The following is a 25,370-nucleotide window of genomic DNA, read 5'->3' on the forward strand; positions in this document are numbered from 1 at the left end:
TACCAGTCGTAGCCAGGCGAAGCCATTTGACGGTGGTCGCGCTCTATTGGTCTGTCCAACGGATAAACCCGCATTCTCTTGCCGTTTCTGTCCGGATTCGAAAGAAACCGATGGTATCATGGCAGTAGTAAATCGACGTATTCCCTTTCTCGCTATTGTATGGCTTTTGCTGCCGGTCTGGGGATATTGTCAAGAGCTGGCCCGGGATACGGTGGAGTTGGATCCCGTGGAGGTGGCTGCGGTACCGATGCGCACCTATGCATACGGGCAGCGGATTCGTAGCCTTGACCTTTCTGCTGCAGAGGGGCCTTCCGGAGGCTCGGTTGGCGACCTTCTTCAGGATCGAACCGGGCTGTTTATCCGCGCTTACGGGCCGGGAATGGCTGCTTCCCTAAGCATAAGAGGTACATCCGCGGGCCATAACGCCTTGTTTTGGAACGGGCTGCCGGTCAATAGTCCCTCTCTGGGCCAGGCAGATTATTCGATTTTTCCCATGGCCGGTATGGACCAGGTAGACATCCACTACGGAAGTGCAGGTGCACTGTACGGGACGGATGCCATCGGAGGAGCCGTGCATCTCTCCACTTCCCTCTCCAGAGACCAACGGCGCAAGAGCCACGTTAAAACTCAGCTGGGAAGTTTTGGCAATTGGGGCCAGGAAATCAGCCACCAACAGCGCCTTCAATCCATTTCCTTTCGTACCAGCCTGTATCGAGACGTGCTGGCAAACCGGTATCCGTATACGGATTGGGCGAGCCCGGACACGCCTATTCGGTACCAGGACCATGCGGCGGTCCACCAACAGGGTTGGGTACAGGACATTCGTGCCGATCTGGGAAAAGCTCAGGTGCTACAAGCTTCCGTCTGGCTCGGGGAAATACAGCGGGAGGTTCAACCCGTTATGGGCTCATCCAGCCGAGATGTCCAAAACGATACAAATCTCCGGGCGGTGTTGGATTACATCAAAAACGGTCCAAAAACCACTTGGAATATCAAGGCGGGAATAGTGCGCGATTACATGGAGTTCAATTCAGACGTAAACCTAACCCTGCAAGCCTTGCTGGCAGCTGCGGTGGACTGGGAACCTTCAGCGCATTGGCAAAGCCGCTCCGGCGTTCGGTATACCCGAATTCAGGGGGATTTATCGACCTATTCCCATTCTGAACAACGCATTGAACTGTATCAGGCGACCAATTACAAGCCCCTGGACAACCTGGCATTTTCCCTGCAGTTGAGGCAGTTGCTGCACGAAGGACAGCCCGTTCCCTTTACACCGGGAGTGGGTGTTTCCTGGACATTTGTTAAAAGTCCAGTGCAGCAGTGGGAGCTGTTGGGAGCTGCATCCAAAGGCTTTAAGGTGCCCACCTTGAATGACCGCTACTGGGTGCCTGGGGGAAATCCGGACCTTGCTTCCGAGCAGAGCTGGAGCAAGGAACTGGGTTTTAACCAACAGTTTACCAATAAGATCCTACAGTTTAGCAATCGGCTTTCCGCGTTTCACATGAGCGTGGACAACTGGATTATCTGGCTTCCGGAGGAATCCTACTGGACACCAAAAAACGTCCGCAAGGTGGTGAGTAAGGGGCTGGAGTACTTCATGGAATGGGAGTTGAAGCAGGGGGGCTGGGATCTGGGTTGGGAGGCGGACTATGCCTGGACCCATACCAGTAACCGCAGCGTGGCAGCAGGAAACGAGATGGATCTCGGTAAACAACTGCCCTACGTACCCATCCACAAATTGCAGGTACGCGGGAAGGTTAAAAATGACCGGTTTTCCGGCTTTGTGTCAGGGCAATACACCGGTGAACGCTTTCTCACCTCCGATAACCAGACCGCACTGCCGGCCTATTCGCTTTGGGGAGCGGGTGTTTCCCGTACCTTTTCCTGGAAGAAATGGGTAAGCGGAAGCGTTGCGCTAGAGGTTCAAAATGTGTGGAATACCGAGTACCAGCTGCTTCGGCTACGGCCCATGCCTGGAAGAAATTTTCAACTTACAATACATCTAGAACTATGAAAAAAGTGAAGTTAGCTTTCCAAATACTGATTTTTACGCTGTTGGTATCCTGTGCAACGGAGCCGGTAGAAATGCCCCGAGGTGCCTATGAAGAAGGGGTGCTGGTGATCAATGAAGGGGCATTTGGCGCCAATGATGGGGAAATTTTCCATTACGAAACCGAAAGTGGGGAAATGGAATCGTCTATTTTTGAAAAGGCGAATGCGCGCCCCTTTGCCGGGTTGATCCAAAACATGCGGTCCTTTGGAGCCAATAGATATCTCGTCGCCAATACCGGCAAGGTGGAAATCGTTCGGTCCGATGACTTTGTAAGCGTAGGCGCGGTAAACGGAGGCCTGATCAATTCCCGGTCCCTGCTGGCTACTGACGGGAAATTATTCATCAGCGATTGGGGTGCCTACGACGAAAACTGGAACAATCCGGAATCGTTTATTGCCGTGGTTAATGGCCAGGAGGGCGGTTCGGTCAGCAAGAAAATCGCTATTTCCTCCAGGCCAGAAGGAATGACTTTCCTGGGAGACCGGATTTTGGTAGCCTGCCAGCAGGAACAGCTGATTTCGGTCATAAACCCCGAAAACGATACCGTAGAAAAGACCGTATCGGTAAGCGGCACGCCTTTTTATTTTTTTAACTACGCAAATCGTACCTACCTGTATGCCAACGATGCCGAAAATGTCTACGCGCACCGACTGGATCCGGTGACGTTTGAGGTGGAGGAAACGCAAACGTTTGGGGTTGTCAACAGCATTTACAATGGCAATTTTGCCCTTACCGGTAGTGGCGAACTAGTTGTCATTAGCAACCATGCCGATGAAGATGTGGTAGTGAAGCTTTCTCTAGGTACCGGAACCGTTTCGGAGGCCCGTTTTTATTCGGGAAAAAATTTTTACGGGTTGGGATACGATGAGGCAACGCAAACGCTGTTTATTGGAGAGCATGCCGGCTGGCAGGGAAACGGCTCAGTACTACGTATCAATTCGGCCGGAGCGTTGATAGACCAATTGCCCGCCGGAAGAGGCCCTAGTGGCTTTTATTTTCCCTGATTTCGAGGGATGATAGGATCAAGTGGAGATGTGATGATGTGGTAATGTGGAGTGGCTTAGCCTGCCGTAGGCCGACGGGCTCAAAACCAATGCCGGGTATTGGCGCCTCTGCGAGACTTAACATTTAAAAAACGCAGAAATCAGGATGACGGTATTGACTATTACCTATCTAAAAATCAACCTATTAAAAAAATAAAGCGTGATATCAAATCACCTCCCTCCTTTCTCCCACTCCTGAAAACAGGAGGGGGAGAAAGGGGGTGGTAAAAAAACGTCATCGGTAGGATATATTTTGGGATAAAGGATGAACGCTTCGCTCGTTGCACCCGCGGCAGTCTGTCGGTGCACGTTGGCGGTACGCGTTTTCTATTCGACAGGCTTCGGCACCAATAACGGTTAGTGATGATCCAACCGATTGACGGTTTGTTAAAAAATGTTAATTTCTCGATTTGGGTCTTGCGTAAAATCTGCTTCTCGCATAAAATTGTCACCGCAATTCTTGAAGTTATCTCAAGGTAAATAGGCTTGGATTTTACGTCAATGGTTTAATTCATAATTTCACTTATTTATATGAACTCCGCAGGTAATTTTAACAGAAAGAGCTCCTCTCGGGGCGTGTATTGTTTGTTTGCTTTTCTAGTCGTTTTTGGATTTCTACTTCCCTTAAAGGTCCCGGCTCAAGATTCACGGGACGGGTCGTCGTTTACCGCAAGTCTTCTTAACATAGAAGCCCCGGTCAATGAAACCTTTCGTTATCAGGCCACGCTCACGAACAATTCCGATCAAGCGCGGATATACCAATTAAGCGCAGAGATGCCCGAAGGCTGGCGGGTTGCTTTTAAGGCGAGGGGCAGTCAAATCACTTCGCTAAATGTGGAGCCGGGAAGAACGGAAAGCCTCACCATCGAAATACGACCGGCCTATGGGGCAGCTCCTTCGACGTACCCCGTACCCGTGCAGGCCCGCGCAGCTAATGAGACCCTTTCACTAGACCTGGAAGCGGTAATAGAAGGATCCCATGAAATGGAGCTCACCACTCCTACGGGGCGCTTGAGTGGTGAAATTACAGAGGGGGAAAAAGCCGAAATACTTCTCCAAGTAAAAAATACTGGCTCGCTGGCCTTGAATGACATTACTTTCTCCTCGCAGACCCCTCCAAATTGGCAGGCCACCTTTTCTCCCGCTGAGATCCAGCAGTTGGATCCCGGCGAGACCATGGACGTGATCGCAATGCTGTCCGTTCCCGATAAAACCCTGGCAGGGGATTACGTCAGTAAATTTACTGCCAAAAACGCTCCAAGTACGAGTACCGCGACCTTTCGAATGACGGTCAAAACCTCCATGTTGTCTGGCTGGGTAGGTATACTCGTGATTTTGCTGGCGATCGGTTTTGTATTTTACCTCATCCGAAAATTTGGTAGGAGATAAGCAACGTTATGGCTAACCCAATCATAGAGTTGAATCGCCTGACAAAAAAGTATGGCGACTTCAAAGCAGTGAATGAATTGGATCTTACGGTAAACAAGGGGGAAATATTTGGATTATTGGGCCCCAATGGAGCCGGAAAGACGACGACCATCCTTATGATGATGGGGCTAACGGATCCCAGTTCCGGCACGGCCCGTGTTTGCGGATTTAATGCTACCAAGGACCCCCTATCGGTCAAGCGGCTTGTAGGGTACATGCCGGATAGTGTTGGCTTTTACGATACGATGACGGCCCTTGAAAACCTGATGTACGTGGGGGAGCTGAATGGAATCCCACGCTCAGAAGTGGAGGAGCGGGCCCTTGCCACGTTGGAACTGGTAGGGCTGTCCGGTGAGGCCATCCATAAGAAGACTGCCGCCTATTCCCGAGGAATGAAACAGCGGCTGGGATTGGCAGAAGTGCTTATCAAAGATCCAGAAGTCATTATTTTGGATGAACCCACGCTGGGAATCGATCCAAGCGGTGTAAAGGAATTCCTCGGGCTCATTTTGCACTTAAGTCGCGAGAAGGGGCTGACCGTCTTGCTTTCCTCCCATCACCTCCATCAGGTGCAGCAAGTTTGTGATCGGGTAGGTATTTTTGTTAAGGGAGAACTGCTGGCTGAAGGTACCCTCGATACGCTTTCCAACCGGATTTTTGCTGAAAAATCATTCGAGGTCCATGTCAATTTGGAAAACGCTATCGACCTTCCCTGGAAGGATGAGGCAGAAATGCGCCAACTGGAGGCTGTGCAACAGGTTCGCGTACAAGGGCAGGTGATCGAGGTGATAAGCAGTAAAGACCTGACCCCCGCCATCGTTCGGTTCTTTGTACATAAAGGCTATGACGTTTCCGGTGTCCAGAAAAAGGAGTATGGATTGGAGGAAATTTACGAAAAGTATTTTGAGAAAAACCTAACTGAATAAAAGATCAATGAAAGCAATCAGGGATCTCGTTGACAGTCATTCTTCTACAACGACAGAAACCCGCCCCCATCCCTTCTGGGTGATGGTGCGCAAAGAAATTGCCGGTCATATTCGCAGCTGGCGGTTTTTGGTACTGCTGCTACTCATTCTCCTGACATTTTGGGGCAGCATCTCGGTGGCCATGAGTACTATACGCGAGGTGGTGAACAATGCAAAGGATCCGGATCGGTTGTTCCTGTACCTGAAGTTGCTTACCACCACCGAAGGCACCCTGCCACCATTCCATGTATTTCTGAATTTTCTGGGCCCCATCGTGGGTATCAGCCTTGGGTTTGATGCAATCAATTCCGAGCAGCAAAATGGAACATTGACCCGCATTATGGCGCAGCCCGTGTACCGGGATAATTTGCTCTTGTCGAAATTTGTCAGTGCGCTGGCACTTGTTGGGAGCTTATTACTGACGCTCTCCCTATTGATGGTCGGCGGGGGCATCCTGATCACCGGAGTGCTCATCGAGGCAGAGGAAGTATTTCGAATCGTTGGTTTTACGATCCTTTGTACGGTGTATGTGGGATTTTGGCTGGGTCTTTCCATCTTATTGTCGATCCTTTTCAAACAGGCTTCCACCTCCGCACTGACGGCAATTGGCATTTGGCTGTTTTTTACCGTATTCTACCAAATCATCATTGACCTGATTGTACCGGCCGCCAATGAGTTTTCCGAAACGGATGTGATTCGGTATAACCGACAGGTTTTAAACCTGTTGCGCCTCTCGCCCAGTCAGCTTTTTACCGATGCGACGACCACCTTATTGATGCCGTCTGTAAGGAGTTTGGGGCCGATCACAATGGAACAGATGGCCGGCGCGATCCCCTCGCCACTTCCGTTGCGGGACAGTTTGATGATCGTATGGCCGCAGCTCAGTGGCCTGATCGCTGCCACGACGATGTGTTTTGCAGCTTCGTATTACCTGTTTATGCGCCGGGAAATAAGGGGGTAGTTCTGAATGTAGGGATCTATAGGACCCTACTTATAACGAGCTATTTCGGGGATTTGTCTGCGGGACAAAAAAAATGCACCACAGATTACGCAAATTAGCACAGATACATCACAGAAAAAGGTCAGGGTATAGGATAAAATAGCTTATTCAGTTATTCTAAATCCCAAAAAAATCTCTGAAAATCGGGTGCGAATCTGCGGTGAAAAAAGTTGTCTTTGTGTCACCTTTGGACCTCTGTGACGCCATTTTTCGAAAAAACGGGCTTTTTAATACTTTTCAAAACCAATATCCCAAGCGACACACCACATTATTGAATGTGATTTTATCTTTTGCAAAATAGCTCCAGTCTTCCGGGCGACTGGGATCGGGCATTGGGACCATGGGATTGGCAGTGGTGAGGTGGTAGATTTGCCGTTTATAGGACAGGCTGATGGTCCAAAAATTGGTCCGTTTCGTTTTTAAGCGCAGCCCGATACTGCCCTGCCCCATAAAACCCCCGTCTTGCCAGCGGTGTTCGTTCCATTCGGTGACCACTGTGGGCTCCAGAATCGTGGACCCGTACCCCAAATCCAGGGCTCCGTATACCTGCCAGGTATCTTGGGGATTGGCTACTGTTCGCCAGCTCATGGCCACCGGCACCACGGAAAGGCCGCCGTATTGGTCCAGGCCGGTCAGGAACCCAAACGCGTGCCTCTCCGAAAGCAGAAAGCCATTGAAAGTTTGGAAGGTGAAATTGGTGCGCGTCCCAAACTCATCCCGCCCGCTCAGCATACCCATTTCGGAATGATGGGTAAAAGGTAAGGCCTGTCCCCAGCTGTTAAAAGGACAGGCCAAATAGAGGGTTGCTGCAAAAATGGTATAAATGACCTTCATTTAGCGAAAAGATACATTGATACAGCTTAATTTCTTTAGTTTTTCCGGGTCGGAATAGTCAAACTGACAAACCCCATCCGGGCCAATTACGATTAACGATTTGGGTCCGGGGATGATGTCTATGGCAGCAAAATCGTCCAGATGCTCCAATTGATTGCTGGCGATTTCCAAAACATCTGCCACGTTAAAACTCTTCAATCCGTGTTCACCTTCTGCAAGGTACAAATAATCTCCCAAAAGACCCAGCCCATGCGGATTATCCATGGGGTAGGATTTAATCAACCGCGGTTTGTACAGGTCGGTGATGTCCAGCACATGCAGTTCATCTACACCCATGCGACACATTGCCCCGCTCCGAAGGGTGACAAAGGCATGGGTGTCGTTGACGACCACCGGATCGCAGGAAGTGACGTGCTCGTACACAGCCATTTTCTTCGGGTCGGAGGGAATGCTCGCATCGTAAATGTGCATGCCGGTCATGGAACCGATAAATAAATTTCCTTTAAACGGAAAGATGGTCTCAATGCCCCAACCCAGGTTGATGTTTTTCAGGTACTGCGGGTCGGTAGGGTCTTCCACGTTGAAGACGCGAAGGTCGTAGTCGTCTACCGTGTACAGGTGGCCCGACAATAAGGTGAAGCGAGCCATGGAGCCACCCTGCCCGTAATTTTGTCCACCTCCTCTGCTGGCATCGCTGCTAACCGCAGCCATGGACTCAAAGGCCATAAAGTCGGTCCGAAAAGCTGGCCTGCCCCAGCTGGACCACATCATATTGGGATCCGTAGACGTGATCAACGTATCCTTATACGTGACAATGGTACCGGTTTCCTCGTTGGAATACAGGTTTGGGAACACGTCTTCCTCTCTTTTGACCAATTCAATGTCCTGCGGATCGGAGATATCAAACGCCAATAGGTCTACGTAATTATCGGCGTACAGAATGTGATCGTTGATAGCCAAATCTCCCGTTCCCGGAATATTGATAAAATTCAGATTACGCGGGCTGGCAGGGTCGGTGTTGTCCAGGATGTGGATCCCTTTGCCCGGCTCAGATACAAACAGGTAGTCCCCGAAAATGTAGATTTTACCGGGATTATCCAGTGGCTTGGGCGGTTCGATGATGATGTCTGCTTCACGGAAGGCATTTACTTGCAAGAATACCGGCACCTGTGTTTGGTAGGTGTAGCTGGATTCCAATTGGTCTTCGCAGGAAGGGAAGAACACGAGCAGCATTGCCGAAAATACGAGCGGAAGGCTTTGTCTGAGTTTTTTTTGTACGTGTGTTTTCATGGCCATTGGGAACAAATTTGAAAAGGTTTTCGGGGACATCTTGATCAGATGCTTTTCCCTGAGACGCAACTCATTGGAAAAGTGCGACACCCGGAGCTCACTTTTTTTTAATAACGGTTTACTGGTCCAGGTTTTTTTCCATGACCCGTTCAAATCCTTCCAGAAAATCGATGTATTTTTTCACGATGTTTTCCGTCAGGGAACCCAGGTAGTCCCCGGGATACAGGGGGTTGTATTTGATGCGGCAAATAATCATGTCCAGCCACCCCTGTCCGTCGTCGATCAGGTTTGCGTGAAAAGCTTCCACCGTGGCGTCCCGGGACCCGGAAAAGGGTGGTTTCCCCTGTTTTCTAAAATAGGCCGCAATGGTTTCCAAGGCCGCGTCATGGGCTTTTTCAAAAAATTTTACGATTTCGGCGCGGGTCCGGTCGTTCATGCCGTGACTTTTGCCTTCCTGTACCACATCCCGCAAATCATTGAGCTGTTCGACAAATTCGGTGTAGCAATTTTCGCAATCCAATTCCTTTCGTTTCATGAGCGTTCCGTTTACAGCGGTAGAAGTCAATGTACCAATTACCGATCGAAATCGGAATAGTTAGGTGATTATTTTTTTACCCGGTCTGGGTTTTCGCTAAGGAAGGACTTCCAGCCCGCGCTTCGTCCCCGGGTCTGAATCCGGCCCTCGTGGAAGTGGTGGCAAAGCGCCACCGCCAACGCATCGGTGGCATCCAGCAATTGGGGCAATTCCTTCAGGTTTAGCAGGGTTTTCAGCATTTCTGCTACCTGCTCCTTGGAGGCATTGCCGTTTCCCGTGACCGATTGTTTCACTTTCTTTGGCGAATATTCGGTAATGGCTATTTCTTTGGCCAGCGCCGCCGCCATGGCCACTCCCTGTGCCCTGCCCAGTTTGAGCATGGATTGTACGTTTTGCCCGTAAAAGGGGGCTTCGAGTGCTACGGCATCCGGCGAAAATTCCTCCAATATGCCGCTTATTTTGTCGAATATTTTTTTCAACTTCAAGGCATGATCGCTGTATTTTTTCAAATGAATGACACCAAATTGGAGGACTGAATAGCTATTGCCTGTTACCAGTAACAACCCGTAGCCCATGACCGTGGTGCCCGGATCAATGCCCAAAATTATTTTTTCCTTCTGCTGATTTTTCGCTTCTTTGCCCATCGGTGCAATTTACGACAATTCTTTCAAAGCAGGACATGGGTTTACTTATCGCTGCCGTTTGCATTTTCGTCCTCGCTGCGTACCTGCTGGGCCTGGTTTTTCTTGCCATCACCTGGGATCAATTGCCGGTGCCGGCCTCAGCGGCTGAAAATCCGGTGCCCGACTGCACGGTTCTGGTTCCTTTCCGAAACGAAGCGCCAAATCTGGCTCAATTACTGCCGCAACTCGCCCGGCAGCTTCCCCATGGCTTGCCGGTTATTTTCATCAATGACCAAAGCGAGGATGGGGGAGAAGCCCTGGTAAACGCCTTTATCAGCGAGAGGGATTTGGCACATTGGCGGTGCATGACTAGCGAAGGAATTGGAAAAAAAGCCGCGTTGCGTACGGGAATCGAACACAGTACCACAGCCCTCATCCTGACCACCGATGCCGACGTGCAGGTCCCTTCTACCTGGGTCCGGTCCATGCTGGCTTCCTTTGAGCAGCCGGAGGTGCAGTTGGTGGCAGGCCCGGTAATCGCCAGCGCCGGTCCGGGGGTCTTTGGCAGGTTTCAGCCCATCGAATGGGCGAGCATTGGACTGATGACGGCTGTGTCGTTCTTCCGGGGAAACCCGTTGATGTGCAGCGCTGCCAATCTGGCTTTTCGCCGGGCAGCTTTCTACCATGTTTCTGGCTACGAGGGAAACGAACACCTGTTATCGGGGGACGACGAGTTTCTGATGAAAAAAATACTTGCCGCATTCGGCGCTCCTGCCTTGCGGTATAGTGCCGGACCGGAATCGCTGGTAACAACCCGGCACCTACCGGGGGTGGAGGCTTGGATTGCCCAACGTAGTCGATGGGCCAGTAAATGGAATGCTCACCGGAGCTGGGGGCATGCCGCTTCGGCGGGCTTTTTTGCACTTGTCAGTCTGTGTCAGTTGGCCGTCCTGCTGCTTCCATTGCTGCATTGGACCTTTCTTGGCTGGGTCCTGCTTTATTGCGCGCTGAAATTCTTTCTGGAAAAACGAACCTTGGGTCGGTTTCTACGGCATTTCGGAAAGCCGGTGAACAACCTGGACCTGTTTCTAGCCGGTTGGTTATACCCCTTGCTTGTGGTCCGGACCGTTCCGCGGGCGATTTCAGGAAAATATACCTGGAAAGGAAGGAAAAACTAATCAAACCCTTATTTTTGTCATTCCACCTAACCAATGGGTACAAAAAATGACCGACGACGAATTTGACCTGCTCGACGAATTGTATTTCCTACAATCGTACGACTACCTTAAAAATAAATTGGGTTGGGAGGACGAGCGGCTGTTAGTTACCTTGGATTTGCTGCTGCAAAAAGCATGGATTAAATGCTATTCGGGTCCTGAGGAAGAAATATTTACCCCGCCTGCGTTGAAAGAAAACGGCAACGAGCTGTATTACCTGGCCAGCAAACAAGGGCTTTTGAGACACAATACCCGCTGACATGACCACAGAGACGTTAAAGTACCAACGAAAAGAATTGGAATTAAAGGCCTTGTTGGAAATCACCCAGGCCATCAACGAAAATAAGACGGAGAATGTATTGCTCAACATTTTTAAATTCACCTGTCTCGTGCACCTCAACATCAAGTCGTTGTTACTTTATGTGTTCAACGAGCAGGAGCAGTTTTTTGAACGCAGGATCTCCCACCAGGTAAAAGGAAAGTTACCGGAACATATTGCAAAAGCGGATGTGGAGGAAAACAAAGACCTGGGTAAACTCAGCGTGAGCCTTTCTCAGGAATACTCTTTCTCGGAGGTAAATATATACGTACCCGTCTACCACAAAGAAAAAATGCTGGCAATCCTGTTCTTGAATACCAAGGACAAAGAAAAAGGGTTGGACCTGGACTTTACCCAAGCGCTTACCAACATCCTGGTTGTGGCATTGGAAAACAAACGCTTTGCCCGAAAGCAACTCGAGCAGGAACGCTTGCGCAAGGAAATGGAAATCGCCAGCAGTGTGCAGCGCATGCTTTTTCCGGCAAGCTTGCCATCCAATCACCGACTAAAGGCAAAGGTGACCTATTTTCCCCACAGTACGGTGGGAGGCGATTACTACGACCTGGTTCAGCCCACCAAAAATGATGTTTATTTTTGTGTAGCAGATGTTTCCGGCAAGGGAATGCCCGCTTCGCTGCTGATGTCAAACTTTCAGGCTGCCTTGCGAACCTTGTTGCGAAGTGGTTCGGATTTGGTGACCATCGTCGAACAGCTAAATTCCACCATATTTGAAAACACCAACGGAGAACGGTTCATTACCTTCTTCCTGGGACATTACCGGTATTCGGATGGCAGGCTGCGCTACGTCAATGCCGGGCACAATCCCCCCGTCCTTTGCACCGAGCAGGGGCAGCAGATGGAAGTGCTGGAGGCAGGTACCACCATTCTGGGAGCCTTCGAATCCCTACCGTTTTTGGAACAGGGCCAACGTAACGACCTGCACGGCTTTATCATACACCTGTATACGGATGGCTTGACCGAAACACTAAATCCCAGGGAACAAGAGTATGGCGAGGAAAGCTTTTTGCAGTACATCCGCGCCAACCCCTGTGCGACTCCCGAACACTTTCATTTAGGCTTCTTTACAGAACTGGACGCCTTTTCTGAGGGAGTGCCGCGACGGGATGACCTTACGTTGCTTAGCCTTCAATTCAACGGAGATGCGCCCCTTTAAAGTACCAGACATAGCGCAGCAGGTTTTTACCGACTTTACCTGGCACCGGGACCGGGATCAACGGAATGTTTTTTTGACGTTTGACGATGGGCCGGTAGATGGAGTGACCGATTTTGTGCTGGAAGCCCTGGACCAACACCGGATGAAGGCGACCTTTTTCATGGTGGGAGATAACGTAAGCCGGTCCGGTTCCCTGGCCCGGCAGGTATGGCAAGCAGGACACGGCATCGGCAACCATACTTTTCACCACCTTCGAGGTGCAAAAACAAGTGTTGCGGGATACCTGCAGGACGTAGAAAGGTGTGGAGAAGTCATCCGTGCCGAGACCGGTACACGTCCCACCTTGTTTCGGCCGCCTTACGGGAGCATCCGTTGCAAGCAAAAAAGGGCGATTAAAGAAGCGTATGAAATCGTCTTGTGGGATCTGATTTCATGGGATTTTGTACCCGGCATGTCTCCCAAACGCGCGCTGCGTAAATTGCAGGAAACAACCAGAAACGGCTCCATTGTCTTGTTTCACGATCAGCAAAAATCCCGACACTTTCTCAAAAGCATGCTGCACGGATACCTGGACTATTTATCCGCCACTGGCTACACCACCCAACTACTGTAGCCGTGCAGCAGGTGGCGCTACTCATACTGTCCCTGGTTACGCTCCAATACCTGGTACTTTGGTTCCGACTGAAACGATTTTTTCGCGGGTACTCCCAAGCGGACCCGACCGCCGCTATGCCAAACGTTTGCATTTTTCTTCCCTGTCGAAATGAAGCAGAAAATTTGCCCGACTGCCTTCGTGCGCTAGACGCGCTGCAGTACCCCGCCGAGAAGATTCGATTCCTAGTGGCGGATGACCACAGCAGTGATGAGACGGGTGCCATCCTGGCCAACTGGGTGAGTCAGGGAAAAAACCGGCAGTTGATACCGCTGGACCGTCCGCCGGTAGCTGGAGAAAACGGCAAAGCCCTTGCCATGGCCCTGATGGCCGGGCAGGTAAAAGAGGGGGAATTGTTGCTCTTTACCGACGCGGATTGCCGGGTTCCGGCAGGCTGGGCAAAATGCATGGCGAAAACCTATCTTCAGGAATTCGGTTTAGTGACCGGGATAACGACGATTTCCGGAAACTCCTGGTTTGCACGCATGCAGTCCCTGGACTGGTGGCTTACCCTGGGAAAAGTAAAAGTGGTCGCAGATTGGGGATTTACCCTAACAGCCATGGGGAATAACATGGCAGTGGGGGAAGGCCCCTACAGGAAAGTGGGCGGATTTTTCCCCTTCAAGGAAGTTGTGACGGAAGATCTCGCCCTGGCCAGAGCCATGTACGGGATGGGATTTCGACCCATTCAACTGGTAAATAGAGCCGCGCTGGTGAGGACCCTGCCCGAACCGGGATTTGCCCGGTTGATGAAGCAGCGAAAACGTTGGATGCGTGGTGCATTCCTTTTGCCCTGGTATTGGCAATGGCTATTGGGCTTGCAGGTAGGGTTCTACCTGGCACTGGCTGTCGCCTTGTATTACGTACCGTTACTGACAGGGATCAGTTGGGCCATTAAAATTTTGGCTCAATCCCTTTTTATCCGCACATTTGCTGCAAAAACGGAAACGAAAACAAGATTTCTGGATTTACTAAGCTTTGAAATTTATAACTGGATCGTAAGCTGGGCCACCGTATTGTATTACTTTTGGCCCGGAGCCATCCAATGGAAAAACCGCAAGTACGCATGAAATTTATCGAGACACACGCCCATCTTTACAGCAAGAAATTTGATTCCGATCGGTACGAAGTGATCCGGACGGCCCGGGAACGGGGTGTGGCGAAATTCTTTATGCCTAATATTGACCTGGAGTCCATTCCGGGGATGCTGCAGATAGCGGCGGATTTTGAAGAGGTTTGCTTTCCTATGCTCGGCTTGCATCCCTGTGACGTAGGAGCAGATTTCGAACAAAAGTTAGACACTATGGAGGAATGGTGGGGCCGGCACCCGTTTGTGGCCGTAGGAGAGACGGGCATCGACTTGTATTGGGACAAGACGTATTTTGCGCAACAGCAGGAATCGTTGCGCAGGCATATTCGATGGGCGAAAGACAAAAGCCTTCCGCTGGTATTGCATTGCCGTAATTCCTTGGATGAAACCATTGCCTTGCTGCAATCCGAGCAGGTCGATGGACTGTCTGGCATTTTTCATTGTTTTTCCGGAGATCTCTCTCAGGCAAAGCAAATTATTGCCATGGGGTTTTATCTGGGCATCGGGGGAACGCTCACCTACAAAAACAGTGGGTTGGGAGAAGTAGTGGCTGCCCTGGGTCTGGATCGGTTGGTGTTGGAAACCGACAGTCCCTACCTGGCTCCAGTTCCTTTCCGGGGAAAGCGGAATTCACCGGAATACATCCCACACATCGCCGAAAAAATGGCCGGCTTTGTTCAAACCTCGGTGGAGGAAGTAGCCGCCGTGACGAGTAAAAACGCGTTGACCGTTTTTAAACAGCCTTTCGATGAATTATAAAATCGTTCGTTTAAATACTGCCGCCCGAACTGAGATCGAATATGCGGTCCTCATCATCTATACGGGAGGTACGCTGGGAATGGCCTACGACGAACAGGGTTCGCTGGTGCCCTTTAATTTTGGGAAAATTTTGGAAAAAATCCCCAACCTAAACAACCTGAACATCAGCATTACGGTCATTTCGTTTCCGGAACCCATTGATTCGTCCAACATCAACCTGCAACACTGGGTGGACATGGCCTACATCATTTACGAGAATTACGATACCTACGATGGTTTCGTGGTGCTGCACGGCACGGATACCATGGCTTACAGTGCGTCCATGCTCAGCTACATGCTTTCCGGGCTCAACAAACCGGTGATTTTTACGGGGGCACAACTGCCCATAAGCGCGATGCGCTCGGATGCCCGGGAAAACCTGATGACCTCCCTGGAAATCGCGATTTCGAAAGCCAATGGAAAACCGATTGTACCAGAGGTTTGCATCTTTTTCAACCACATGCTTCTTCGGGGAAACCGGGCGAAGAAAGTGCAAAGCGTCCATTTTGATGCTTTTGAGTCAGAAAATTACCCACCTCTGGCAGAATCCGGCATTGTGATCGACTACAATTATGCCTCGATCCGTCCCTATGAAGAGGGGAAAAAGCTCAAATACCTAAACAGGCTGGATAATCGCGTCATGGTGTTGAAACTTTTTCCCGGGATCACAAAAAACGTCATCCAACACTGCCTTCAAATCGAAGGATTGAAAGGCATTGTGCTGGAGACTTACGGCTCCGGCAACAGCCCGAGCGAGGACTGGTTTATCCATACCATGGAGGAGGCGGTAGACAGGGGCTTGCTGGTATTCAATGTCTCGCAGTGCAACGGAGGGCGGGTGATTCAGGGCCGTTACCAGACCAGTACCGACCTCAAACGCGTCGGGGTTTTGAGTGGAGGGGACATTACCACAGAGGCTGCGATTACCAAGATGATGTTTGTACTGGCCAACGAAAGTGACGAAACCGAAATTAAACGCAAGATGATGACGCCGCTGGCTGGAGAGATGTCTGTTTTGAGCCATTGACAGGGCTCGAATCAATGGTTTGATCGTCAATCTTCTAGCTTTCATTGCCAGAAAAATTCCGTTTGAGGCGTGTTATTTTTACATAATAAACGAGGCAATTATTTGCATGGGCTGAATTTTATAATTTTATTTGTCGCTTCAACAAAGCTGAAATTCACCAGAATAAACAGAGAGGTGTCCGAGCGGTCGAAGGAGCACGCCTGGAAAGCGTGTATACCCCTAAAGGGTATCGAGGGTTCGAATCCCTTCCTCTCTACATGAATCACCTGGTTCGGAAACAAGCGTTTCCAGTTCTTTGAAACCTGCCTCATATAGTAAGTTACGCCGGTAGAGGGGCGCCATCCAAACTGGAGTATATCCACTGGTATAATTGGGTTGAAACAATCCTTTTATTTAAAATAACTTGAAATTGGGTACAATCTGTTACCCACAGAAAGGGTTTTCTTAGAAATTATAATGGAATCATTTGCAAAATGAACCGAAAAAATTATAACTTTAAAAACTTAATTCGAATTCAGAAACCGTTCAACCTTTAAATGTCTATTAAAAACTACATTATGAAAAAGTTAATCGCTTTGTTCATGCTTTTCGGGATTTTATTTTCTCCGATGATCACAAAAGCACAAGAAGAAACAGAAGAAACAGAAGCTGACACCACCGAAGAGGCTGCTGCTCCAGCTCCAACGCCTGCTCCTGATCCCACGCCGGTGATGACCGATGATGACATCGTTGCTGAAGAGCAATCCTTTCATCAAGTGATCAAAGACAAGTTTATTGAAGGAGATCCCACGTACATGACGCCCGTTTTGTTGTGTTTGATATTGGGTTTGGCTGTGGCACTGGAACGAATCATCACGCTTAACCTTTCAACGACCAATACCAAGAAATTGTTGGCCAAAGTTGAAAGTGCGTTAGAAGAGGGTGGAATTGAAGCCGCCAAAGACGTGACTAAAGGTACCAGAGGCCCCGTTGCTTCCATCTTTACTCAAGGGTTGATGCGCTATTCGGAAGGTATTGACATGGTGGAAAAATCCATCATTGCGTACGGATCCGTAGAAATGGGTAGGCTAGAAAAAGGCCTGGTTTGGATCTCCCTGTTTATCTCCCTTGCACCAATGCTTGGTTTCATGGGTACGGTAATTGGTATGATTGGTGCCTTTGACTCCATCGAGGCAGCAGGTGATATCTCTCCGTCTCTCGTGGCAGGTGGTATCAAAATCGCCCTTTTAACAACAGTAGCCGGTTTGATCGTAGCGATTATCCTACAGTTATTTTACAACTACTGCGTGGCAAAAATTGACTCTATCGTAAACGATATGGAAGACGCTTCCATCAGCTTAGTAGACATTTTGGTGAAACACAAATTGACCAGGTAATCCTGGTCTTTTTTGTGTACCTTTAAATGATTTATTCACTCAAGATATTTAGATAAAATGGATACTACTGATATATTTTTATATGCAGGGTACTTGCTGATCATCGTTGGAGCGATTTTTGCAATCCTAATGCCATTGATCCAGTCTCTCGGAGACCCAAAAAGTCTGTTAAAGACGGTCGCCGGGGTGGTTATCATCGGTGCAGTGTTTGGGATAGCCTATTCCTCCGCAAGTGGAGATGTGGCTGCCAAGTACATGGCAGACCCATTTAATATTTCTCCAGAAGGTGCCAAGATGGTAGGAGGGGTATTGCTTACCGTATATGCCCTATTCATTCTGGCCATCGTGGGCATCGTAATTACCGAACTTAATAAATTAATCAAGTAATTATGGCTAGCAAGAGAGGTAGAATGAGTCAGGAGGTAAATGCAGGGTCGATGGCGGACATCGCCTTCTTGCTTCTTATCTTCTTTCTCGTAACCACAACAATCGCTTCGGATAAGGGTATTCTTAATATCCTTCCTCCCAAGCAGGATCCCAATCAGCCACCACCAGAGGTGGAGCTAAACGAACGGAATATATTTAACATTCTGATCAATGCAAACGATGACTTGTTGATCGAAGGTGAATTCAGAAATAACACCGATGGTTTGTCCGAAGAAATCAAAAGTTTTGTATTGAACTTTGGTAACCCGGACGAAGATGCGGTGGCCTTGTTTAATGAGTTACCTCCTTCATTGAGAGGCTTGGCAGAGCAAAGTCCGGAATCTTCCGACCATCCCATGACCGGTGGTGCAGTAATTTCCATCAAGACCAATAGAGGTACTAGTTATGAGACCTATCTGGAAGTTTTGGATTTGGTGAAAAAGGCCTATTTCGAGATCTACGGAGAGCGGGTAGGACTGACTGCAGAGCAGTACCGGGCACTGTCGGGGCAAACTGCGGCCGAAAAAGAATTGATCGATCGTGGAAAAGACCGTATTCCAATGGCCATCTCGATTGCTGAACCTGATAAAATAGGAAGCTAATTATGTCGAAGTTTAAAAAGAAAACCAAAGCTGACACCAATATTCCTACTTCAGCACTACCGGATATTATCTTCATGTTGTTGTTCTTCTTCATGGTGACGACGGTTTTGCGGGAGCAGGAAATCCTGGTGGAGCAAAAAATTCCGCAGGCTACGCAGCTGCAGAAATTGCAGAAAAAGACCTTGATCTCCTACCTGTACATTGGAAAGCCCAAGAACACCTCCCTGTATGGATCGGAGCCTCGAATTCAGGCCAACGATGTATTGATCAACACTTCTGACATCATCCTGTGGGTGAATCAGGAAAAAGATAACCTATCGGAAGCCGAACGGGATCAGATCACGATTTCGCTGAAAGCGGATAGAGACGTGAAAATGGGACCTATCAGTGATATACAGTTTGAATTAAGGGAAGCAGATGCACGAAAGCTGATGTATGCTTCCGTTGGAAAGGTGGAAAATAACTAGTCCAGCGAATTTCATCGTCATTACTAAAAATTGAGAGCTGTCCCATGGGCAGCTTTTTTTTTGCTCACGGCTTCCCCGCACCCCATTGGGCGGTTCGTGGTGAGACCGTTTTTTACCCGGATGCTCGTTTTTCACACCGATTTAAAGGGAAGTATTAATTTACAACTGTTTGAGGCAGGGTACATGCGTGTGCCCAACCATCCAACACAGCCGGTGTGCAGAGATACTCGCTAACGATGATCGCAGAGGCAACTAGGAAAGAATAATCCTTACTGCCTGCCTTGGTGCGGGAGGGAATGAACCGCTAGTTAAAGTTGTGAAATAAGCCAATTCGATCGGCGTGTACGTCTACCTCTATTTTCTTGTAACGGATCGACCCGTGGCAGGCCGGGGTGGATAACCAGTCTTTTTGGCTGATGTGTTACCAGTGGGGTAAAGGGGTCGAATGGCTGCTTTTTCCGGCCGCCTACCGGTATTATGTAGCAAATTTCGTGCTGCCTAATGGCTACTGGACCCGGTGGGTGTACTGGCTTTCAGGCTGCTTTGAACCAAGGGGGCGATTCAACTGGAATTGGCGACGTGAACTCAGCGAATCCAGGAGGTAGTCAAGGCGGTTAGGCTGCAAGTGAAAACTTCTGACATTTACTTAAAAAAACAAAGGCCATGAACGTGGATTCATGGCCTTTAGAAGTGCTAGCAGGTATCGGATACTAGATGGCGTTTTCTTTTACCAGATTTAAGGCAGATCCTGCCTGAAACCATTTGATTTGCCCTTCGTTGTACGTATGATTGACCTTGATTTCATTCGTGCTTCCATCGCTATGGTGTAGGACCACAGTCAGTGCTTTTCCAGGAGAAAAGCTATCCAAGCCTACAATATCGATCGAATCGTCTTCCTGTACCAGGTCGTAATCGGCCGGATTATCAAAGGTGAGGGCCAGCATGCCCTGTTTTTTGAGGTTGGTTTCGTGGATACGGGCAAAAGACTTGACCAAAATGGCCCGTACGCCCAAAAATCGGGGTTCCATGGCCGCGTGTTCGCGTGAGGATCCTTCGCCGTAATTTTCGTCTCCTACCACTATAGAACCGATGTTATGCAGCTTGTACTGCCGTTGAACTGCCGGTACTTCTCCGTAGGTTCCGTCAAGTTGGTTTTTCACCTTATTGGTTTCTTCGGTGAAGAAATTGACTGCACCGATGAGCAGGTTGTTTGAAATATTGTCCAGGTGCCCACGAAAACGAAGCCAGGGACCAGCCATGGAAATATGGTCGGTGGTACATTTTCCTTTTGCCTTGATCAGTAGTTTTAAGCCTTTCAAATCCGTTCCCTCCCATGGAAGAAAAGGCTCGAGTAATTGTAGCCGATCGGAGTCCGGTGCTACCTTAACTTCTACCGAAGATCCGTCGGCGGCAGGCGCCTGGTATCCGGCGTCTTCCACCGCAAACCCTTTGGTTGGCAATTCCAGACCGGCAGGTTCTTCCAGCTTTACCTGCTTGCCTTCCTCGTTGGTAAGGGTATCGGTTTGGGGGTTAAAGGTAAGATCACCGGCGATAGCCATAGCCGTAACTATTTCCGGAGAGGCGACAAAAGAATGCGTGTTGGGGTTACCGTCTGCTCTTTTGGCAAAATTGCGGTTAAAAGAGGTAATGATAGAATTTTTTTCCTGCTTTTCGGCGCCGTGTCTGGCCCATTGGCCAATGCAAGGGCCGCATGCGTTTGCGAGGACCACTCCGCCCATATTTTCAAATACCCCTAAAAAGCCATCCCGTTCCACCGTATACCTGACCTGTTCTGACCCGGGAGTGATGGTGTATTCGGATTTTGCTTTCAGTTTTTTATCGACTGCTTGTTGGGCAAGGGATGCGGCCCGTGATATGTCTTCGTAAGAGGAGTTGGTACAGGACCCGATCAGTCCGACTTCCAGTTTTTGCGGCCAGTTATTTTCGCGAACGGCCGCAGCAAACTTGGATAGAGGCCACGCGAGGTCCGGGGTAAACGGACCGTTGATGTGTGGTTCGAGTTCGGACAGGTTAATTTCAATGATCTCGTCAAAATATTCCCCTGGAGAAGCATATACTTCATCGTCTCCGGTGAGGTGTTCGCTGATTTCATTGGCGAGATCCGCTATTTCAGACCGATCGGTTCCTCTCAGGTAGGCTTCGGATTTTTCGTCGTAGCCAAAAATGGAGGTGGTAGCTCCGATTTCAGCTCCCATGTTGCAAATGGTGCCTTTGCCCGTAGCTGATAACGAGCGAGCCCCCTCACCGAAATACTCCACGATGCATCCCGTACCACCTTTTACGGTGAGTATACCGGCCACTTTAAGAATGACGTCCTTGGCAGCGGTCCAGCCAGAAAGCTTACCGGTCAATTTTACGCCAATCAGTTTGGGGAATTTGAGTTCCCAGGGAAGTCCTGCCATGACATCGCAGGCGTCGGCTCCACCTACGCCTATAGCGACCATTCCCAGACCACCGGCGTTGGGTGTATGGGAATCGGTTCCAATCATCATTCCGCCCGGGAAGGCATAGTTTTCCAACACCACCTGGTGAATGATACCTGCCCCTGGCTTCCAGAAACCCAATCCATATTTATTCGATACCGAGGATAAAAAATCGTATACTTCCCGGTTTTTATCTTTTGCCTTGGCCAGGTCTTTGGTAGCCCCTACCTCTGCCTGTATCAAGTGATCGCAGTGAACAGTAGAAGGGACCGCCACCTGGGATCTGCCGGCTTGCATGAACTGAAGCAATGCCATTTGGGCGGTCGCATCCTGCATGGCTACCCGATCCGGTTTAAAATCCACGTAGGAACCTCCCCGCTCGTATCCCTTCGTTGCCTCTCCTTCGGATAAGTGGGCGTAAAGGATTTTTTCAGTTAAGGTGAGCGGCCTGCCCACTGCTTTTCGGGCTGCGGCTATACGCTTCGGGAACGCTGCGTAAACCGACTTGATCATGTCTATATCAAAAACCATGGATGATAAAGTTATACGAAAGTTTATTTGTAGAAAATTCAATGAAGCGGCAAAGATACGAAAATCGCCTGTTAATTGGCTAAAATAGCACTTTAATCTGTTAATTTATACAGGTTTTAAAAAAACAAACCGGAGTCTCCAGCTATTTCGAAAGCCTTATCGCAGATCCAATAAAAATTGCACCGTATCTACCTTATCTGCAAAGTCGTCAGGGTTGGGGATCTGTGCGGTGCCGAACGGAATGCTATCTTTCCACCAACCGTTTCGTGACACCACACATTGTATTTTGTCCTCCAGCGCGGCAATCCTGGACCGAAGATCAGCCTCACCGGCATACATTTCGTAGTAGATTACCGAGATCGGGGATACAAGCGCCTCATTTTCGACCAAAAGTAAATGACCATTGTCCAAATGAGGCGTTCGGTTGACCAGGTATTTGGATTTATTGTATTCGTAGTTGTTCAGGTACTTGTGGTGGTTGATGATCTGATTGGCAGGATCCATTCCTTTCAAGAACGCTTGTATCTGATCCGGCTCCCGAAAAAACACCTTGGATACGTTTCTACAGCCAAGTCCAAAATAGCGAAAAATGTCTTCAGAAAGTTGGTTCCAGTCTTCCTGGCTTTCCTTGCCATCCAGTAGGGCAATGGAGGTCCGGTTTTTTCGAATGATATGAGGGTATTTTCCGAAATAATAGTCGAAATAACGAGCCGAATTGTCACTCCCCGTCGCTATGTAGGCATCCATTCCCTTTAGTTGCTCCGAAAAATGGACGGCTTGAGCCAGCCCTGGGGCGATTTTTTCCGTCTGTTGTACCAGCCAGGGGATCAATACCTGATCCGAAGAGCTTAACTTGATCCATGCGAGGTGACCTGTCAGCCAAACGCAGAGTAAGTCGTGAAACCCAACACCCGGAATGTTTCCAGCCATGATCAGACCGATCGTTTTTGGAGAAAACGAGGGATCCGATAGCATCGGGTAGCGATCTACCCACGCAGCAATTTTTTGGGGTGATAGATACCGAATAATCCCTTCGAGGGCATGCTTGGATTGTTCTGGGGTAAACCAGCTATTTTGATTCTGCATCCGCTGAAACAGTGTGTCTTTCGTCGCTGTGGGCAGGTTTTGAAGGTGGTCATGCAGGGAGGAAAGGGCTATCAGTCGTTGACGTACATCCATGGGATCGGAATTGGGGTTGGGTTTGGCGGCGGAATCGTTTTCGAAAGCCAGGCAAAGATAACGAAAGCCCGACAAAGAGTAAAGTAAGTAGTTAGCATACCAATTAATGTTGGCGAATTAAATTTGAACAAAAGGGAATCTTTTTGCTTGTGAGATTGTCTTTTGGGTAGTAGTTTTGCGAACAAACAAAATCGAAGAACAATGGCAATAATGATAACGGACGAATGCATCAACTGCGGTGCATGTGAGCCCGAGTGCCCGAATACAGCCATTTACGAAGGCGGTATTGAATGGACCTGGGGTGGAGGTACGGAGTTAAAAGAAGTAACCCTTGACGATGGATCCGTGGTCAGTGGGGACGAAAAACAAGCGCCTGTATCCGACGAGTTTTACTATATCGTGACCGAAAAGTGTACGGAATGTACCGGATTTCATGAGGAACCACAATGTGCCGCAGTATGCCCGGTAGACTGCTGCGTGGATGATCCAGACCACAGAGAATCCGAAGAAGCGTTGCTTGCCAAAAAGCAATTTCTCCATGGAGAATAGCGCAATAGCAAGAAAAAACAATCTTTTGTAGTCATAAAATTGTCTTTTCCAACAGGTAATTTGAATATTATCCCGAATTTTGGAAAAAAAAAGAGGCAATAATTTGAATTTAACAAGTGAATTGATTTAACTTGGCATTAAATTGTTTTTTACAAAAAAATTAAATGTTTGGATAGTGGAAAATAACAAGGATTACGACAGAGATGAGATTTTCACCAAAAGGGTAAAGGCCGGCAAGAGAACCTATTTTTTTGATGTGAAATCCACCAGGTCAAACGATTATTATTTGACCATCACGGAGAGCAAGCGGAAAATCAAGGACGATAATTTTTTCTACGAAAAGCATAAAATTTTCTTGTACAAAGAAGATTTCGCCAAGTTTGTCGAGGCACTTCAAGATGCGGTAGATCATGTGAAAAACGATTTGATGGCAGATTTCGATTTTTCGCAATTTGACGTGGAGCCGGAAGCAACGGAGACAAACAACGAAAACAATAAATTCGGAGAAGATTTGAAATGGGAATAAGGACCGGGAGCCTTTTTTCTCGGGTAGTTTTCAGGACCCGTTAAGGGCCTCTAAACGAATTTTGGGGTTACTTGCCTGATGCAGGCAAAAATATCCTGAAATTCGTTTTTTTTTGCTAAATTTAGTGTATGTTCCGAGTAATCCTAACGGCAACCGTTTTCACGGCGCTCATCTTTTTATTGGGTTGGTATTTTTCAGACATCAGCTTATATTTTGTTTTTTCCCTTGTTTTGGCGGCTGCACTACGCCCCCTCACCAACAAGATCAACAACCTGTACGTGATGGGGCAGCACATTCCCCGGGCTTTGTCCATTGTTCTTTCGTTTGGGGCAGTGCTTTCCGTAGTCTTTTTTTTGGTGTTGCTATTTATACCCTTGTTCCGTTCCCAGGTGGCCTTGCTACAAGACCTGGACATCAATTACCTATACGACCAGATACAGCGGCCGATAGACAATTTAGAGGGCATTCTGATCCAATTAAACCTGATCAACAACGAGCCGGGTTACCTGATCGGATTGGTCAAAGAAAACCTGATCAATAGTTTCAATGAGGTAAACATTCAGGGTTTTATCAACCAGGTGATTTCCACCACCAGCAGCTTTTTTATCAGCATACTGGCCGTGGGATTTATTACCTTTTTTCTTTTGCTGGAAAACGGCCTTCTCCGAAGAAACCTGCTCAATTTCATTCCCAACAAGTATTTCGAGCTTTCGGTAGCGACGTTTCACAAGGTTGAGCGCTTGCTATCCAATTACTTGCTGGGTTTGTTGATTCAAATGTCGGTGATTTTCTCCATTGCCTCTATAGGCCTGACCCTTGCCAATGTAGATTATGCGATGACGATTGCGGTGTTTGCTGCGGTAGCAAATTTGATTCCCTATGCCGGACCGCTTCTGGGAACAATCTTTGGTGTTTTAGTGGGGCTGTCTACAGGAGATTTCAATGCGGCCAATGAGGTGTATTTTTTTCTATTTAAGGTTTTAGCCGTTTTTTCAGTGGTTCAGCTTAGCGATAATGTCATCTTGCAGCCATTTATTTTTTCTAAATCTGTAAAAGCACATCCCCTTGAAATTTTTGTTATTATCTTTGCCGGTGCAAAAATTGCGGGTGTGCTCGGAATGATTTTTGCGATACCTGTGTATACCATTTTCAGGGTTTCGATACAGGAGTTTTACAAAGGATACAAAGAATACCGAATATTTAAAATAGATAAGATTTAACG

Annotated in this window: 25 protein-coding genes and 1 tRNA gene; 20 read left to right on the top strand and 6 right to left on the bottom strand. The window is 48.6% G+C overall.

Going from position 1 to position 25,370, the window contains the following annotated elements; all coding sequences use genetic code 11:
• Positions 1-118 precede the first annotated feature (118 nt).
• The 5 genes from BMW71_RS14575 to BMW71_RS14595 all read left to right on the top strand — a co-directional run bounded on the left by BMW71_RS14575 (position 119) and on the right by BMW71_RS14595 (position 6,450).
• Positions 119-2,014, top strand: coding sequence for a TonB-dependent receptor (locus BMW71_RS14575; protein ID WP_092175455.1), 1,896 nt, complete (start codon positions 119-121; stop codon positions 2,012-2,014).
• A complete protein-coding gene (locus BMW71_RS14580) occupies positions 2,011-3,057 on the top strand; it encodes a YncE family protein (protein WP_092175458.1) in 1,047 nt (348 codons plus the stop codon). The genes BMW71_RS14575 and BMW71_RS14580 overlap by 4 nt, the downstream gene beginning before the upstream one ends.
• 570 nt (positions 3,058-3,627) lie before the next feature.
• Positions 3,628-4,485, top strand: a complete 858-nt coding sequence (locus tag BMW71_RS14585) for a COG1470 family protein (RefSeq protein WP_092175460.1) — start codon at positions 3,628-3,630, stop codon at positions 4,483-4,485.
• 8 nt (positions 4,486-4,493) lie between these two features.
• Positions 4,494-5,450 (top strand): ABC transporter ATP-binding protein, encoded by a 957-nt coding sequence (locus tag BMW71_RS14590; protein ID WP_092175463.1) that lies wholly within the window; start codon positions 4,494-4,496, stop codon positions 5,448-5,450.
• A gap of 7 nt (positions 5,451-5,457) precedes the next feature.
• The gene (locus tag BMW71_RS14595; protein ID WP_092175466.1) at positions 5,458-6,450 is read left to right on the top strand and encodes an ABC transporter permease; all 993 of its coding nucleotides are present in this window, start codon (positions 5,458-5,460) and stop codon (positions 6,448-6,450) included.
• Positions 6,451-6,726: 276 nt separating this feature from the next.
• Here the strand turns inward: BMW71_RS14595 and BMW71_RS14600 are convergent, their stop codons facing one another.
• The 4 genes from BMW71_RS14600 to ruvC form a co-directional block, all read right to left on the bottom strand.
• The gene (locus tag BMW71_RS14600) at positions 6,727-7,323 is read right to left on the bottom strand and encodes a hypothetical protein (protein ID WP_092175468.1); all 597 of its coding nucleotides are present in this window, start codon (positions 7,321-7,323) and stop codon (positions 6,727-6,729) included.
• A complete protein-coding gene (locus BMW71_RS14605; protein WP_092176077.1) occupies positions 7,324-8,613 on the bottom strand; it encodes an LVIVD repeat-containing protein in 1,290 nt (429 codons plus the stop codon).
• A gap of 118 nt (positions 8,614-8,731) precedes the next feature.
• Positions 8,732-9,148 (bottom strand): nucleotidyltransferase substrate binding protein, encoded by a 417-nt coding sequence (locus BMW71_RS14610; protein WP_092175471.1) that lies wholly within the window; start codon positions 9,146-9,148, stop codon positions 8,732-8,734.
• A gap of 68 nt (positions 9,149-9,216) precedes the next feature.
• A complete protein-coding gene (ruvC, locus tag BMW71_RS14615) occupies positions 9,217-9,792 on the bottom strand; it encodes a crossover junction endodeoxyribonuclease RuvC (RefSeq protein WP_092175474.1) in 576 nt (191 codons plus the stop codon).
• A 35-nt stretch (positions 9,793-9,827) separates the two neighbouring features.
• Between ruvC and BMW71_RS14620 the strand changes: the two genes are divergently transcribed.
• The 12 genes from BMW71_RS14620 (at position 9,828) to BMW71_RS14675 (ending at position 18,919) form a co-directional block, all read left to right on the top strand.
• Positions 9,828-10,949 carry a glycosyltransferase gene (locus BMW71_RS14620; protein ID WP_143057636.1) on the top strand — a complete coding sequence of 374 codons (1,122 nt, stop codon included), beginning with the start codon at positions 9,828-9,830 and terminating at the stop codon, positions 10,947-10,949.
• A gap of 46 nt (positions 10,950-10,995) precedes the next feature.
• A complete protein-coding gene (locus BMW71_RS14625) occupies positions 10,996-11,247 on the top strand; it encodes a hypothetical protein (RefSeq protein WP_092175479.1) in 252 nt (83 codons plus the stop codon).
• Position 11,248: 1 nt separating this feature from the next.
• Positions 11,249-12,481 carry a PP2C family protein-serine/threonine phosphatase gene (locus BMW71_RS14630; protein ID WP_092175482.1) on the top strand — a complete coding sequence of 411 codons (1,233 nt, stop codon included), beginning with the start codon at positions 11,249-11,251 and terminating at the stop codon, positions 12,479-12,481.
• Entirely contained in the window at positions 12,468-13,094 is a 627-nt protein-coding gene (locus tag BMW71_RS14635; protein ID WP_092175485.1) for a polysaccharide deacetylase family protein, read from the top strand. The genes BMW71_RS14630 and BMW71_RS14635 overlap by 14 nt, the downstream gene beginning before the upstream one ends.
• Positions 13,095-13,210: 116 nt before the next feature.
• Positions 13,211-14,203, top strand: a complete 993-nt coding sequence (locus BMW71_RS14640; RefSeq protein ID WP_143057637.1) for a glycosyltransferase — start codon at positions 13,211-13,213, stop codon at positions 14,201-14,203.
• Positions 14,200-14,982 (top strand): TatD family hydrolase, encoded by a 783-nt coding sequence (locus BMW71_RS14645; protein WP_092176080.1) that lies wholly within the window; start codon positions 14,200-14,202, stop codon positions 14,980-14,982. The genes BMW71_RS14640 and BMW71_RS14645 overlap by 4 nt, the downstream gene beginning before the upstream one ends.
• A complete protein-coding gene (locus BMW71_RS14650) occupies positions 14,972-16,048 on the top strand; it encodes an asparaginase (RefSeq protein ID WP_092175490.1) in 1,077 nt (358 codons plus the stop codon). Before BMW71_RS14645 ends, BMW71_RS14650 begins: the two co-directional genes overlap by 11 nt.
• Positions 16,049-16,216: 168 nt before the next feature.
• Positions 16,217-16,304, top strand: a tRNA-Ser gene (locus tag BMW71_RS14655).
• 301 nt (positions 16,305-16,605) lie between these two features.
• Positions 16,606-17,424 (top strand): MotA/TolQ/ExbB proton channel family protein, encoded by an 819-nt coding sequence (locus tag BMW71_RS14660; RefSeq protein WP_092176082.1) that lies wholly within the window; start codon positions 16,606-16,608, stop codon positions 17,422-17,424.
• 57 nt (positions 17,425-17,481) lie between these two features.
• Complete coding sequence (locus BMW71_RS14665; protein ID WP_092175492.1) at positions 17,482-17,811, top strand: hypothetical protein; 330 nt, start codon at positions 17,482-17,484, stop codon at positions 17,809-17,811.
• Positions 17,812-17,813: 2 nt separating this feature from the next.
• Positions 17,814-18,452: an ExbD/TolR family protein gene (locus BMW71_RS14670; RefSeq protein WP_092175495.1), complete on the top strand. Its 639-nt coding sequence runs from the start codon at positions 17,814-17,816 to the stop codon at positions 18,450-18,452.
• 2 nt (positions 18,453-18,454) lie between these two features.
• The gene (locus BMW71_RS14675; RefSeq protein ID WP_092175497.1) at positions 18,455-18,919 is read left to right on the top strand and encodes an ExbD/TolR family protein; all 465 of its coding nucleotides are present in this window, start codon (positions 18,455-18,457) and stop codon (positions 18,917-18,919) included.
• 710 nt (positions 18,920-19,629) lie between these two features.
• Here BMW71_RS14675 and BMW71_RS14685 read toward each other — a convergent pair.
• Together BMW71_RS14685 and BMW71_RS14690 are read right to left on the bottom strand one after the other, a co-directional pair.
• Complete coding sequence (locus BMW71_RS14685) at positions 19,630-21,894, bottom strand: aconitate hydratase (RefSeq protein ID WP_092175503.1); 2,265 nt, start codon at positions 21,892-21,894, stop codon at positions 19,630-19,632.
• Between the two features lie 156 nt (positions 21,895-22,050).
• Positions 22,051-23,073, bottom strand: coding sequence for an acyl-CoA reductase (locus tag BMW71_RS14690; RefSeq protein ID WP_092176085.1), 1,023 nt, complete (start codon positions 23,071-23,073; stop codon positions 22,051-22,053).
• 201 nt (positions 23,074-23,274) lie between these two features.
• On the opposite strand from BMW71_RS14690, the gene BMW71_RS14695 reads away from it, so the two are divergent.
• The 3 genes from BMW71_RS14695 to BMW71_RS14705 all read left to right on the top strand — a co-directional run bounded on the left by BMW71_RS14695 (position 23,275) and on the right by BMW71_RS14705 (position 25,368).
• Positions 23,275-23,622 (top strand): 4Fe-4S binding protein, encoded by a 348-nt coding sequence (locus BMW71_RS14695; protein WP_092175505.1) that lies wholly within the window; start codon positions 23,275-23,277, stop codon positions 23,620-23,622.
• Between the two features lie 175 nt (positions 23,623-23,797).
• The gene (locus BMW71_RS14700; RefSeq protein ID WP_092176087.1) at positions 23,798-24,148 is read left to right on the top strand and encodes a DUF3276 family protein; all 351 of its coding nucleotides are present in this window, start codon (positions 23,798-23,800) and stop codon (positions 24,146-24,148) included.
• 128 nt (positions 24,149-24,276) lie between these two features.
• A complete protein-coding gene (locus tag BMW71_RS14705) occupies positions 24,277-25,368 on the top strand; it encodes an AI-2E family transporter (RefSeq protein WP_092175508.1) in 1,092 nt (363 codons plus the stop codon).
• The last annotated feature ends 2 nt before the right edge of the window (positions 25,369-25,370 follow it).

The sequence above is a fragment of the Cyclobacterium xiamenense genome (genome assembly GCF_900109255.1).
Lineage (GTDB): Bacteria > Bacteroidota > Bacteroidia > Cytophagales > Cyclobacteriaceae > Cyclobacterium > Cyclobacterium xiamenense.